The following is a 13318-nucleotide window of genomic DNA, read 5'->3' as shown; positions in this document are numbered from 1 at the left end:
ACATCTAAAGCGGCTTTAGCCGCAGAGGGAATGCTGCCTATCCAGCTAGCAATCCCTCCACTGGAATCCCTTAGGCCTGCAAATCGAAGCTTGCCCTCTTCCAACACAGGGAGATCCTCGCAGGTGTTAGGCAAGACTCGTGCACGCGGAAGAGCACAGGCTTGCTCTCGCATCGTTCCCTCAGTGGCTAAAGCCACTGCACACAGAGACTTCTAACGGAGGGGCTGAAGCCCCTCCCCTTCAAAACAAACTATGGCGAGAAGTGCCGCAATAGTTTGCGCCGTTCTCTGGAACTTCAAAGCGCATGAATTTTCAGTAAACAAGCTGACGTTCAAGGGAAAAATAATCCCTCAGCGTCGTCTCTTCATAGGCGACATCGCCAGGGTGCTGACCTGGCAATCTGAGAAAAATACAGGCTCTTGCTCAACTATGAGAGAAGCATGGCCTGATAAAAACCTTCCACAAACGGCGTAAAAAGATTGGTTTCCTGTTGTCCCGGGCCAACGACGTCAACGTTTTTTAGCGTTCAAAAAGGAGCTCCAAGAGCACATCGTTATGGATACAAATCTTCCGTCCAACTCCGTACCCTCGAAAGTAACCCGGCGCCGCTTGCTGAAAGGCGCAGCCCAGCTTGCGTCTGTGGCTGCTGCTTCGTCTCTCATGCCGCCCAATGTGCAGAAGTTGCTCGCCCAGGGGCCTCCGAAGAACGGATCGATGAAGGACATCAAGCACGTTGTTGTGCTGATGCAGGAGAACCGCTCCTTCGACCATTACTTCGGCATGCTGGCCGGTGTTCGCGGATTCAACGATCCCCATGCGCTCCAGTTGTCTACCGGGAAGTCTGTGTTCTATCAGCCGGACACCGTCAATCCCAAGGGTTATATGCTGCCCTTCCATCTCGACACGCAGTCGACCAATGCGCAGAAGGTTCCTTCGACCAATCACGGCTGGGTTGTGCAGCACCAGGCCTGGAACGGCGGAAGAATGAACCAATGGCTGCCCGCTCATCGCGCTGCCGATGGAGCGCATGGCCCGTACTGCATGGGGTACTACAAGCGGGAAGACATTCCGTTCCAATACGCGCTGGCGGAAGCCTTCACGATCTGCGACTCCTATCACTGCTCCGTGATGGGCCCCACGTGGCCGAACCGGATGTACTGGTATACGGGCACAATCGATCCCGATGGCCGTCATGGCGGACCGATCATCATGAACAAGGCTCCCGAGGGCGGCTTTACCTGGACGACCTATGCCGAGCGGTTGGAAGAGGCCGGCGTGAGCTGGAAGGTCTATCAGTATGCGAATGAAGATGCGACCCACGGTGTCGGCTTCAACATGCTGCACAACTTCAGAAAGTTCCAGGACGCGCACAAGGATTCGCCGCTCTACACCAAGGGATTGGTGGCTGTTACGCCGGGCGAGTTCGAGTATGACTGCCTGCACGACCAACTGCCTGCGGTCTCCTGGGTCTGCCCGCCGCATATCGCGTCGGAGCACCCGGACCATCTGCCTGCAGAGGGTGCGGCATTTGTTGCCAGCATCATCGATGCCATCGCTGCTAATCCTGATGTGTGGGCGAAGACGGCCTTCATTCTGAATTACGACGAGAACGACGGCCAGTTCGATCATGTGCAGCCCCCGATCCCACCCAAGGGCACTGCGAACGAGTTCGTAAACGGCCTGCCCATCGGCGGCGGCTTCCGCGTTCCCTGCATCATCGTTTCGCCGTGGACGACCGGAGGCTGGGTGTGCAGCCAGAACTTCGATCACACCTCGGTCGTTCAGTTCCTGGAGAAGTTCACCGGCGTAAGAGAGCCGAACATCTCCGACTGGCGCAGGGAGACCTTTGGCGATATGACCTCAGCCTTCCGTTTCGACCAGGCCAGCGCAAAGTCTCCTGTGCTGCCCGATACGAAGGACGATCTGACGAAGGCCCGGTACTCTGCGACTCATCTGCCTGCACCGCCGATTCCGGGTGCGGACCAGCAGGAGCCGGAGCAGGAGAAGGGCACTCGCAAACGGACTTCGATGAGCAGGCGGGGCTAGTTTTCGAACATCATCCACGACACAAAGGCCGCCAGAATCTCCTGGCGGCCTTTGTTTACTTTGTGCAAAGAACGATTTAGTAGACGTCGCGCTGATACCGCTTCGCCTTCTTCATCTCCCCGAGATACTCCGTCGCGTGCTCCAGGGTTCCGTTCGAGCCCTTCGCGATTACATCCAGCAGTGCGTTCTCGACATCCTTGGCCATGCGGCTCGCATCGCCGCAGACATAGAAGTAGGCGCCGCGTTCCAGCCAGGCGTAGAGTTCCGCAGCCTTCTCCTGCATGCGGTCCTGCACGTAGACTTTCTTGCCCTGATCGCGCGAGAAGGCCGTGTCGAGCCGCGTCAGCAGGCCGTCCTTCTGCATGCCGAGGAACTGCTCCTTATACAGGTAGTCCGATACCGACCGCTGCTCGCCGAAGAAGAGCCACATATCGCCCTTTTCGCCGAGGGCCTGGCGATGCTCCAGGAACGCGCGGAACGGCGCGATGCCTGTGCCCGGACCGATCATGATGACCGGAGCGTTGGTGTCTTCGGGCAGGCGGAAGGCGTTGTTCTCGTGCAGGAAGATCGGCATGGTGCTGTTTACGGGAGCGCGCTCGCCCAGGTGGCCCGAGCACACGCCCTGCCGGTCGGCATGGTGGGCGTTGTAGCGGACGACGCGCACGGTCGTGTGCACCTGGTCGGGATGCGCTGCCTGGCTGGAGGCAATCGAATACATGCGCGGCGTCAGGCGCTGCAGAACATTGAACAGCTCCTGGGGCTGCTTTACGATGCCCGGAAACTCGGTTGCGAGGTCGATGAACTCGCGTCCCCAGACGTACTCCTCGGCGATGGCCTTGTTTTCCTGGCCCATCAGGGCCTTCAGGCCGGCAGGAACATTCTCGCCACACAGCTTGGCGTACTGGTTCAGGTTTCCGCGGCCCAGTTTGCCGATGCCGAGGCGCGTTGTCAGCGCGTCATGCAGTGAAATCTCGACCTTGTAGTGGTCCAGTACGCGCTCCGTGCCGTCGAAGCCAAGCGCCTTCAGGACGCCTTCTACAGCCTGTTCGCGGTTCGTCGGGATAATTCCGACGGCGTCGCCCGGCGTGTAGGTCATGCCCTCTTCGAGGGCCAGTTCAATGTGGATGGTCTCTTTTTCCGACTCGGGGCCGGTCAGCCGATCGTTTACCAGGACTTTAGAGGTGTAAGGCTGGTTGCGTGTGTACTTCGAAGCATGTTCACTCATGTTCCTTTTATTGTAAACGGCCAGAAACCCATAGGTCAGGGGATGGAGCAGGCTTTCCGGATGGAAACCGCAAGCCCGATTCAACTACCCACTAACAGGAGATTTGCTCTAGGCTTTCTTACATGGCAAAGAAGCGAATTGGTGTGCATGTAGGGACCTCGGGCGGGGTATGGACGGCGGTAGAGCGCGCGGCTGCGGCGGGCGCGAACACATTTCAGATCTTCAGCGCGAGTCCCAGGCAGTGGAAGTCCGCGCCTGTAAAGCCTGAAGACGCGCTGAAGATGCAGGAGCTGCGTGCAAAGCTCGACGTAAACCCGGTGGCGATCCACGCCAGCTACCTGATCAACCTGTGCTCGCAGACCGAAAGCGTGCGGACGAACTCCATCGGTGGTTTTCGCGGCGAAGTGGAGCGTGCGCTGGCGCTGGGAGCGGAGTTCCTGGTGCTGCATCCGGGAAGCTGGAAGGGGCTGACTCGCGACGAGGGCTTGCGGCTGGCCGCGCAGTCGATCGAGCAGGCTATCGAGGGGCTGGCCTGGCAGGACAAGAACTTCCGCATCCTGATCGAGAACACGGCCGGCGCGGAGTTTTCGCTGGGCGGCAGCCTGGAGCAGGTCGCCGAGTTGGTGGAGCGGCTCAAGGCGTGTGCTCCGGTCGCGGTGTGCCTTGATACATGCCACGTGCACGTCGCTGGCTATGACATTGTGTCTCCCGAGGGCTACGACGCAACGATGCAGCAGATCGGCGAGACCGTCGGCTTCGACGCAGTGCGGGTCTGGCACTGCAACGACGCGAAGGCGGCGATGGGCTCAAAGCTCGACCGGCATGAGCATATTGGCGAAGGCACGATTGGGGCAGCGGCGTTTCGGCGGCTATTGCATGATGAGCGTTTCGCACATGCGGCGTTTATCGCGGAGACACCCGTGGACGAACCCGGTGATGAGACGCGCAATGTGATGGCATTACGGGCATTGTCGGCGGGGTAAGGGGACGTCGTTTGATGAAGAACTAGGCCCTGCCGCATGGAAATTTAAAAGACTTCAGAAGATTGATTGATTCTCTCGTATCGGATTGATTACCTTGATTGCGCTTGACCGTTGAGGAATTAGCTAAGGATCCAGCCGAGAGGGAATGACGATGCGCATGAAGCTTTGTCGTTGGACGATGGCCGCAGCGGCTGTTGGGATGGCTCTGGGCGTGGCGGCGAAAGCGCAGAGTTCGGAACCTGCATGCTCTATGGGTGTTGGCAGTGCGAGCGGCTACGGCCCTTGGGGTAGAGTTGCCTACACCGCAACTGCAAAGACGACATTTGAACAGCGACTTCCAGATGGCAACATCGTTGGTGGTTTCATGCGGACCCACTTGGCGCGTGATGGGGCAGGGAAATGGATGTCCGAAATGGGACAACGCTGCGTGCGGGATGAGAATGGAGAGCCGCGTGCTCAGCTTTATGTGAGCGTTTTCGATCCTGCGATGAAGACCACGATGAACTGGAACGTTGGAACAGATGATATGCCTAAGGTTGTTAAGGTATTCCATGCGTCAACAACGCCACGCAAGCCGTTAACACCGGAAGAGCTTGCCGCTCAACGTAAAGCTGCTGAGAGGCAGCAACCTCCAAGAAACGAGTACAAAACGGAGGATTTGGGCTCCAAAATCATTGCAGGTGTGGAAGTACATGGATCGCGGACGACGCGGACGATTCCTCCAGGAGAGGAAGGCAATCAGCTTCAACTGGTGACGACAAACGAAATCTGGCGGTCGAACAAGCTCGGACTTGTGATGATGACTGTCAGTGACGATCCAAGACACGGAAAGACGACTTACGAGATAGAAGAACTGGACCAGAACGAGCCGAACCCTGCTGTATTCGCTCCTCCCGAGGGATACAAGATAGAAGACCACCCGGCTGACGTTATAACTGCTTCTACAGCTCAGTAGTGCTCCGGTTCTTTACAATCAAAGGTGTATGCCAGAGATTGAGAAGAACGAGAACCAGAACCGGTACAATCCCGCAGAGATCGAACCCAGGTGGCAGGCGCGGTGGGACGCCGATCCTTCGCTTTACGCAGCGGAGCCGCACTCCAGCGGCAAGCCCAAGTTTTATTGCCTCGAGATGCTGCCCTACCCCAGCGGCCAACTGCACATGGGGCATGTGCGCAACTACTCCATCGGCGATGCGCTCGCGCGCTTTATGTGGATGCGCGGCTACAACGTGCTGCACCCAATGGGCTGGGACGCCTTCGGCCTGCCGGCAGAGAACGCTGCGCTCAAGAACAACACGCCGCCGCGCGAGTGGACCCTCAAGAACATCGAGCAGATGAAGGTGCAGATGCGCCGCATCGGCCTCAGCTACGACTGGGCCGGTACCGAGGTCGCCACCTGCCTGCCCGAGTACTATCGCTGGAATCAGTGGATCTTCCTGAAGATGGTCGAAAACGACCTCGCCTACCGAAAGTCGAGCAAGGTGAACTGGTGCCCTAAGTGCGCGACCGTGCTGGCGAACGAGCAGGTTATCGGCGGTTGCTGCTGGCGTCACGAGGACACGCTCGTGGAACAGCGCGAGCTGGAGCAGTGGTTTCTGCGGATCACGAAGTATGCCGATGAGCTGCTGGACGGCCTGGACAAGCTGCCCGGCTGGCCCGAGAAGGTGCGCACCATGCAGCGCAACTGGATCGGGCGGAGCGAAGGCACGCACGTCGACTTTGCGGTCAGCGAGTCAGCAGGAAAGATTCGAGTGTTTACGACCCGTGTGGATACCATTTTCGGCGCGACATCGATCCAGCTTGCGCCGGAGCACCCGCTGGTCAAGCAATGGGCGCTGAATGATGCTGCATTGCAGCAGTCTGTCGAGGAGATGATTGCGCAGCAGAAGATCGCGCGCGAGACCGGTGATATCGGCAACATCGAGAAGCACGGCGTCTCTACGGGCAGGCATGCGATCAATCCGTTCAACGGCGAGACGCTGCCGATCTGGGTGGCGAACTATATTCTTGCGGACTACGGCACGGGCGCGATCATGAGCGTTCCGGGCCACGACGAGCGCGACTTTGAGTTCGCGCAGAAGTACGGCCTGCCGATCAAGCGTGTCGTCGCGCCGAGTGTTTCCGGCACCGAAGAGATTGCGTTGCCCTATACCGGTAAGGAAGAGGCCGTGCTGGTCGACTCCGGCGAGTGGACCGGTGAGGCTTCGCTCGAGGCTCAGGACAAGATGGCTCGCTACGCCGAGGAGCATGGTTTCGGCCAGAAGACCACGACGTTCCGCCTGAAGGATTGGGGTGTCAGCCGTCAGCGCTACTGGGGCACGCCGATCCCGATGGTGTATTGCATCAACGGACATGAGGGCGTGAAGCCCCAGGGTGTCGTTGCTCTGCCGGAGAGCGCGTTGCCGGTGCTGCTGCCGGAGAAGATCGAGATCACGCAGGAGGGCGGCTCGCCGCTCGCGAAGGTGCCGGAGTTCGTCAACACCACCTGCCCGGTGTGCGGTGGTCCTGCGCGGCGTGAGACCGACACGATGGATACCTTCGTCGATTCGAGCTGGTACTTCTATCGCTACACCGATGCACGGAACTCGAACGCGCCCTTCGACTCCGACAAGGCGAACTACTGGTTTCCGATCGACCAATACATTGGCGGTGTGGAGCACGCCATTCTGCACCTGATCTACTCGCGCTTCTGGACGAAGGTGATGCGCGATCTCGGACTGATCAAGAATGCCGAGCCAGCGGAGCGCCTGTTTACGCAGGGCATGGTGATCAAGGACGGCGCGAAGATGTCCAAGTCGAAGGGCAACGTGGTTTCGCCCGACGAGATGATTTCGCGCTATGGCGCCGATGCGACGCGCATGTACGCGCTCTTCGCCGCGCCGCCGGACCGCGATCTGGAGTGGCAGGAAGAGGGCGTTGCAGGCATCAGCCGCTTTCTGGCGCGTGTCTACAGGCTGACTTCTAAGTTCGCGCCTGTGGTGCGCGAGCTGGAGAAGAACGCCCACGGCGATGAGATTGCCCCTTCGGCGCTCGCGGCCCAGACGCCTGCCGGCGCTGCGCTGCTGCGCACGCTGCATCAGACGATCGCCAAGATCACCGAGGACTTCAGTGGGCGCTGGCACTTCAACACCTGCATCGCCGCGATCATGATCCTGGTCAACGAGATCTCCACCGCTGAAGCGGCGATGGATGCGGGCGATATCTCTGTGGGTACGATTGCGGAGGTCTTCCATAAGCTGGTGTTGATGCTCGCCCCGTTCGCGCCCTTCATGGCGGCGGAGCTGTGGGAGCAGATGGGCGGCGAAGGCGTGCTGTTCCGGCAGCCCTGGCCGGAGGCTGACGCGGAACTCGCACGCGAGAGCGAGATTGAGATTCCCGTGCAGATCAACGGCAAGCTCGCGAACGTGGTGAAGGTCGCCGCGGAGAGCGACGAAGAGACGATCAAAGCGGCTGCCCTGGCGGACGAAAAGGTTGCCGCGCGTCTCGTGGGTAAGACGGTGGTCAAGACCATTGTGGTCAAGGGCCGCATGGTGAACCTGGTGGTGAAGTAGTGCGGGAAACTGCAGGTCATCACGTACCGGTACGGGGAACGCAGTCGTTCGTTGGCGTGATGGCCGCAGTGTGGAAGCGGCCATCGCTCACGGGCTTTGAAGTGCTTTGGCGCTGGCTTGTCGGGATTCCGGTCGTTGCGCTGGTGGCCTGGGAGGCTATGCGCATCGAGCGCGTTGTGCCGGTGGATACCCGCGCACTTGAGGCGATGACGGTCTTCAAGCCGGTGGACGCGGCGCAGACCCTGAGCCTGGTAGCGAGCGCTCTGCTGCCGGCTATTCTGCATGTCGCACTCTGGCTCGTGCCGCTCGCGTTGATAGCCTGGGCGGTGGTGGCTGCGTTCGGAAGAACGCATGTGCTGCGTCGCCTTGATCCGCAACTGGTGCCGAAGCCGGGAACGCTGCTGATCCTGGGCAGCCTGCGCATCGTTGTGCTGCTGGCGGTGTATGGAGTCTGGTACTGGGGCGTTCAGTTTGCGGGACAGACGGCGGTCACGGGGCCGGTAACCCACGGAGGCGAGCCGAACCTGGTGCTCTACGCTGCGATGTTGATCTGCGGGAGCCTGGCGCTGTTTGTCGCCTGGGCCGCTACCGGATGGCTGCTCGATATTGCGCCGGTGCTTGCGATGATTCGTGGTATCGGTGCGATGGAGAGCCTGCGGCAGGCATGGAAGCTGGGGCCTCTGCGGGGCAAGCTGGTCGAGATCAACCTGGTGATGGGGATCATCAGGATCGCGCTGCTGGTGCTGGCGCTGGTCTTTTCGGCATGTCCGCTGCCGTTTGAGAGCGTGGCGACACAGGATTTCCTGGTGCACTGGAGCATGGGCGTCGGCGTGCTCTATCTGCTGGCGTCAGACTACTTCCATGTGGTGCGTACGGCGGCTTATATTTCGCTTTGCCGGGTGTATGAAGTGCTCTAAGGGGGCAGACCCATAGATTTAGACTAGATCTGTGGACACTCCTCAAACTTCAACCATCGTCATCCTCGATTTTGGATCGCAATACACCCAACTGATCGCGCGTCGCATCCGCGAGTTCAACGTCTTCTCCGTCGTGCTGCCCTGCACAACGCCTCTCGACAAGGTGCTGGCTCTCCAGCCGAAGGGCATCGTGCTCTCCGGTGGCCCGTCGAGCGTGTACGACGACACCGCCCCCAAGGCCGATCCCAAGGTGCTCGAAACCGGCCTGCCGGTGCTGGGCATCTGCTACGGACTCCAGTTCATGACCCATCATCTCGGCGGCAAGGTCGTTCCTGCTGCGGCCCGCGAGTATGGCCACGCCGAGGTCGAACTTGTCGATCCCACGGCGTTATTTCATGGCCTGCCGGAGAAGCTGGAAGTCTGGATGTCGCATGGCGATCACGCCGAGACGCTTGCGCCGGGCTTTCGCGTGACAGCGCGTACAGCCAACGCCGTAGCGAGCATCGCCGATGAGTCGCGCAAGATGTGGGCGGTACAGTTCCATCCCGAGGTCGCACACACCAAACAGGGCATGGCTCTGCTGAAGAACTTCGCCGTAGACATCTGCGGCGCGAAGCAGGACTGGACCCCCGAGCACTTCATCGCCACCACTGTCGCGAAGATTCGCGAGCAGGTCGGCGAGACAGGGCATGCTATCTGCGGTCTCAGCGGCGGTGTGGATTCGAGCGTTGCGGCGGTTCTGGTGGCGCGCGCGATTGGCGACAGACTGACATGCATCTTTGTGAACAACGGCGTGCTGCGCAAGGACGAGTTTGCGAAGGTACAGAAGACCATGCGCGAGGAGCTGAAGCTGAACGTCGTTGCGGTCGATGCGAGCGAGCGGTTCCTTGGCAAGTTGGCGGGTGTGACTGACCCCGAGAAGAAGCGCAAGATCATCGGCAACGAGTTCATCTCGGTGTTCGACGATGAAGCCAAGAAGATATTTGAAGCGGAGAAGTCCTCGGGCGAGGAGATTGCCTGGTTGGTGCAGGGGACGCTCTATCCTGACGTGATCGAATCGGCCAGTGTTCATGGGCCTTCGCACGTGATCAAGAGCCACCACAACGTTGGTGGCCTGCCGGAAGACATGAAGCTCAAGCTGATCGAGCCGCTGCGCGATCTCTTCAAGGATGAGGTCCGCCGCATCGGCCGCGATCTTGATATGCCGGAGGAGATCCTCGAGCGCCAACCCTTCCCGGGCCCCGGCCTCGCGGTGCGCATTCTTGGCGAGGTCACGCCGGAGCGTGTGGCCATCCTGCAGGAAGCAGACGCAATCTGTGTTGAGGAGATCAAGCGAGCGGGACTCTACCGTAAGGTATGGCAGAGCTTTGCGGTGCTGCTGCCGGTGAAATCGGTTGGCGTTATGGGCGACCAACGCACCTACGCCTCCACCTGCGCGATCCGCGCGGTGGAGAGCGAGGACGGCATGACCGCCGATTGGGCCGCTCTGCCGTATGAGGTGCTGCGTGCCATCTCCAGCCGCATCGTGAGCGAGGTGCGGGGGATTAACCGCGTGGTCTATGACATTACGTCGAAGCCGCCAGGGACGATTGAGTGGGAGTAATCGGTTAGAGCCGTTCCCCCATAGGTGTAGAGGGTTTATTTTTCGGATTTCCTGCAAAATTGTCATCTCGACCGGAGGCGGCGTTCTTTGCCGCCGGAGTGGAGAGACCTGCAGTTTGCTCGTACGAACGATATTGCCTGCGCGAGCAAACTGCAGGTCTCTCCACTGCGCATGACATAAAGCCATCATGCTTGCACCCCAGAGAACAAAGAACGTTCTCTGGGACCCCGCACTTCGGTCGAGATGACAAGGTATGGGTAACTTTGCCCCCTCTATACCTATGGGGAGACCGCCCTATTGCGCACCCTCAACGCGCACGGTGCGGATGCCGAAGACGCCGGGAATCGCCTCTCCTTCTTTCGCCTGGAAGCGCACTGTGATCTTCTGCTTGCCCTTCACGATGTTCAGCGGAAGTGGATACTTTACGTCAAAAAAGCGAATATCCTGCTCCGGGGTTCGTCTTTCCATCGACTGCTCACCGACCTTCGTGCCATCCACCAGGACGTCGAAGCCGCCTTTGCGCCCTCGCGCATCGTTGCTGTAGGTTACGACCAGGGTCGCAGGAGAAGCGGGATCGACCGGCAAGTCGTACGAGAACCAGTTGTTCCCTTGACGTCCGTAACGGCCCTGCAACTGTACCGGTGAGCTCTCTTCGTCTTTTTCCGCAAAATCGCGTTCTGACTGCATTTGCCCAGGCTGAGCAAAGCCGATGGTTGCCGCCGTCAACTTTTTCTCACTCGCCTCTTCGGCTTGATAGGCGGCGGATTTATTGGCCCAATCGGTAGGTGTAAACACGTCCCAATAGATCGCGTACCGGCGGCGCGGCATCTCGTAGAACGGGGCAAATTCGATATTCTGCTTCAGCCCGACGTTGGCGGTGCGGAAGACTCCATCCTTGCCGGCAACCGGCTTCAACCAGCCATCGACATTTTGCTCCGCTGTGATGAGCGCGGGAGCAGGCTCGGGAGCAACTCCGCCCTGGCCGCCGGAATGTCTGCGGCTCACCTCCGGCCCAAGGTCGCCTGCCAGCACCAGCGGTCCCCACATGATCGCCATACGGTTCGGATTGTCTGGCAGAGCTTCTTTCCGCAGAGTTTTGGGCAGCACAATTTCGACCGTATCGCCCACTTTCCATTTGCGGTTGATCTCGATGTACGTATCGGGCGTGGAGGTGTTCTGCAATGTCTCACCGTTCACCTTCACCGAAAAGCCGGCACCGACCCAGTACGGACGCCGCAGCGCAATCGTGAACACCTTTGTCTTACCGGAGGTAATCTTCAAGGCCGCCGAATCGCCCATCGGCAGGTTTGTCACCATCTCGAGCTTCATGCCTTGCGATGCCCAATCGACCGTGGTCGGATCATACTGGCTGACCCAGAGCTTGTTGCCGGATTCGCTGTAAATCCCGTAGGCATGAAAGGCGTGGGTCTCCATCTGCGATCCGACACAGCAGGTAAAGCTTTCGAACTTGTCCTGATATTCGTGCTGCACGCCGCGTCCGACCGGAACCATGTAACTGACGCGTCCGTCTTCGGGATCCTGTCCGCCGAGAATCGCGTTGAGATCCGCGCGTTCGATAAAGTCTGCATAACGGGCCTGAGGATCAAGCGAGAAAAGATCCCGCGCCATCTTGATCATGTTGTAGGCGGCGCAGCTCTCGGCGGTGCGCCCGTCGATCATGTCATTCATCTTGTCGGGCTGTCCGAAATATTCATTCTTGCCATCTCCGCCGGTGGCGAAGCTGTGGTGCTCGGACACCTCGTCGAAGAAGAACATCGCTGCCTTCCCGTCGGTTTCATCCCCTGTGTAGACGTAGCGCGCGAGTTCTCCGATCATCTTCGGGATCTGCGTGTTGGCGTGCTTGCCGGCAAGGATGTCCTGCCCTCTCGACAGAGGATCGACGATGGCGTGATGTTCGAACTTGTCGGAAAGCTTAAGCCAGCGCGGATCGTTGGTGTCGGCGTAAAGATCCGCGAGCACCTCGTTCATGCCGCCGAACTCGGTTGCCAGCATGCGCTGAAGCTGCTCGTCGCTGAGGTGGCCCACGATGGTCTCTGCCCATCCGGCGAACTTGATTTCGACATCGAGCGCTTTGCGGTTCCCCGTGAGGTGGTACGCATCGCGCAATCCGGCAAAGAGTTTGTGCTCGACGTACCAGGGGGACCACAAGCCATTCAGATCGAAGCCTCCGGAGTGGATCTCACCCTTGCTCAGATCCTGAAACCGAACCTTGCCATCTACACCCTTTGCATCCAGCAGCGCGCCGATGTAGCCGTCTCCCTGCGCGTTCTGGATGTTCTGCAACTCCGTAACGAAATCGTCAGCGCGGTTCTTGAAGCGCACATCCCCTGTGGTCGCATACATCATGCTGATAGCGGAGAGATAGTGCCCTGCGATATGTCCGGTGAGCTGCCGGCCGTCACCGTCCCAGCCACCGTACCCTTCCGCCTTCGGGGCGAGATTGGCGCGCTGGCGCAGACGGGCAAGCATGCGCTCGGGCTGAAGATCGAGGAGGTACTGGGCGTCGAGGTCTTGCGCCCTCTTCAGTGGGCCGCCTGTCAGCCGCACACTACTGAATGGCAGAGGGACAGCCTTGAGCTGAACCTTTTGCGGAGCAGCCGCAGCATGAGCCAATGGAAACGCTTGCAGAAAAGAGCAGAGAAAGAATATCGGAGTAGCGAACTTTCGCATGCAACCTCGCGTGATACTTGAAAATACAAAATAGTATAATTAAAAGTGTCCATTTCTGCATCAGCATAAGAGTCGTGTCGTCGCACTTCCCGAACTACATGTGCCTGAGATAGCTGGGGCGTGTCATCTAATCGTTATTTCGGGTAGAAGCTTGGGCTGTGTAAATAGCTTCTCGTGGCAAGAACCTGAAGGGCCTGGCTTCAGCCAGGCCGTAAAAGCAGGGTGCAGGTTCTTTCCAGTCTGCCGAAGGCTGGAGCGAAGGCGTAGCCGGAGCGACTGAATTGCTTTTTCGGTGCTGCCAA

At 59.3% G+C, this 13318-nt stretch carries 8 protein-coding genes; 6 read left to right on the top strand and 2 right to left on the bottom strand.

Translation table 11 applies throughout. From position 1 onward, the window contains the following. The first annotated feature begins 555 nt into the window (after positions 1-555). Positions 556-2046, top strand: coding sequence for an alkaline phosphatase family protein (locus ACIX8_RS20570; protein WP_014267313.1), 1491 nt, complete (start codon positions 556-558; stop codon positions 2044-2046). 76 nt (positions 2047-2122) lie between these two features. Here the strand turns inward: ACIX8_RS20570 and ACIX8_RS20565 are convergent, their stop codons facing one another. Next, positions 2123-3271 carry a diflavin oxidoreductase gene (locus tag ACIX8_RS20565; RefSeq protein ID WP_014267312.1) on the bottom strand — a complete coding sequence of 383 codons (1149 nt, stop codon included), beginning with the start codon at positions 3269-3271 and terminating at the stop codon, positions 2123-2125. Between the two features lie 122 nt (positions 3272-3393). On the opposite strand from ACIX8_RS20565, the gene ACIX8_RS20560 reads away from it, so the two are divergent. The 5 genes from ACIX8_RS20560 (at position 3394) to guaA (ending at position 10325) form a co-directional block, all read left to right on the top strand. Beyond that, positions 3394-4254 carry a deoxyribonuclease IV gene (locus tag ACIX8_RS20560; protein WP_014267311.1) on the top strand — a complete coding sequence of 287 codons (861 nt, stop codon included), beginning with the start codon at positions 3394-3396 and terminating at the stop codon, positions 4252-4254. A gap of 145 nt (positions 4255-4399) precedes the next feature. Next, positions 4400-5209: a hypothetical protein gene (locus ACIX8_RS20555; protein WP_044177194.1), complete on the top strand. Its 810-nt coding sequence runs from the start codon at positions 4400-4402 to the stop codon at positions 5207-5209. Positions 5210-5237: 28 nt separating this feature from the next. Further along, complete coding sequence (gene leuS, locus ACIX8_RS20550) at positions 5238-7805, top strand: leucine--tRNA ligase (RefSeq protein ID WP_014267309.1); 2568 nt, start codon at positions 5238-5240, stop codon at positions 7803-7805. Beyond that, entirely contained in the window at positions 7805-8722 is a 918-nt protein-coding gene (locus ACIX8_RS20545) for a hypothetical protein (protein WP_052310673.1), read from the top strand. The genes leuS and ACIX8_RS20545 overlap by 1 nt, the downstream gene beginning before the upstream one ends. Positions 8723-8753: 31 nt before the next feature. Next, the gene (gene guaA / locus ACIX8_RS20540; RefSeq protein WP_014267307.1) at positions 8754-10325 is read left to right on the top strand and encodes a glutamine-hydrolyzing GMP synthase; all 1572 of its coding nucleotides are present in this window, start codon (positions 8754-8756) and stop codon (positions 10323-10325) included. A gap of 294 nt (positions 10326-10619) precedes the next feature. Here the strand turns inward: guaA and ACIX8_RS20535 are convergent, their stop codons facing one another. Further along, positions 10620-13016 (bottom strand): glycoside hydrolase family 127 protein, encoded by a 2397-nt coding sequence (locus ACIX8_RS20535; RefSeq protein WP_014267306.1) that lies wholly within the window; start codon positions 13014-13016, stop codon positions 10620-10622. Positions 13017-13318 lie beyond the last annotated feature (302 nt).

The sequence above is a fragment of the Granulicella mallensis MP5ACTX8 genome (assembly GCF_000178955.2).
GTDB lineage: Bacteria > Acidobacteriota > Terriglobia > Terriglobales > Acidobacteriaceae > Granulicella > Granulicella mallensis.
This window is presented reverse-complemented; position numbering and strand designations above follow the sequence as displayed.